At 40.7% G+C, this 1,066-nt stretch carries 1 protein-coding gene and 1 pseudogene; one reads left to right on the forward strand and one right to left on the reverse strand.

The window, feature by feature from the left end:
* Window positions 1-199: 199 nt before the first annotated feature.
* Window positions 200-316: pseudogene (locus QUB20_RS28815) on the forward strand (ISAs1 family transposase); the annotation flags it as partial.
* A gap of 424 nt (window positions 317-740) precedes the next feature.
* Here the strand turns inward: QUB20_RS28815 and QUB20_RS28540 are convergent.
* Window positions 741-965, reverse strand: a complete 225-nt coding sequence (locus tag QUB20_RS28540) for a hypothetical protein (RefSeq protein WP_333251581.1) — start codon at window positions 963-965, stop codon at window positions 741-743.
* Window positions 966-1,066 lie beyond the last annotated feature (101 nt).

Genomic DNA, 1,066 nt, shown 5'->3' on the forward strand with positions numbered 1-1,066 from the left:
ATTGCTGAAATCAGCATTTTATAGGATTCGTATGTCTATTTTCAGAATCCTATCAATAAGCGTTCAACACTTCTGCCGAATGGTATACCATCTCATGACAGGTTTAGTCTCCTTATTAGCCCGAAGTGAACCGCAGCAGTTTCAAGAATATTTTTTGAGTTGGGTAAATGCGATAATCGGGGAATTAGAACTAAACGTGATTGCCATTGATGGCAAAACAATGAAACTATCTTATGACCGAAATGAGCAGCAAACAGCGCTACATATAGTCACTGCATGGTCTTCATCTCATCAATTAGTGTTAGGCAAAAAAAAAGAGATAAAAAATTTAATCCGTAGAATGGCGGCTGAGTGTGTCGGAGTTAGTTTGAATAATTCATGTAGGGGCGATTCCCTAGGGGATAGCTGCGCTTCATGCACTTTTTGACAATTGGGGATGTAAGGGCGATCGCACTTTCGGAAAAAGAACAATTGCGTTACACCCAAAACATTATCCGACAAGACTGATGCACTCCGACTAAAGAAACGGGGTTTTTTACCGAATTTGCAGGCTACAACGAAGTATTTGGATAAAAAACCCGGTTTCTGGGCCTCATGGGTAAGTCCTATTAAATAGATGACAAGGGATGTCGGCCACAATCAAAGCTTCGAGAGGGCGATCGAGCTTTGAGAAGTCCTCATAGATGCCGACAAACTGACTAACGCAACCTAAAGATTCGTCTTAAGGCATTTTTTACCTGTCACTGAAGAATCTGTACATCAGGATATGCCAGAATTTTTGCATCAGCAGTTAGTAAGGGACACCCGCAAATCCTCGCAGTTGCCACAATGATTTGATCTGCTGGATCACGGTGAAAACCTGTGAGTTTAGTTGACTCAACAATGATGGGAATGGTGAGTTCGAGTAGCTGCACTCCGGGATAAGCCAAAGCTTGTTTTAACCACTCATCAACTATAACGGACAAAGTAAGTCTTCCCATTTCTACTAATTTATACCAATTTAATATGAAGCTGCATAGAATAAAGCTTCAAGAATGAAAGTGTAAGAAGATAGTGAACTGATTTC

It is taken from the genome of Microcoleus sp. B4-C2, from assembly GCF_036705265.1.
Taxonomy (GTDB): domain Bacteria; phylum Cyanobacteriota; class Cyanobacteriia; order Cyanobacteriales; family Microcoleaceae; genus Microcoleus.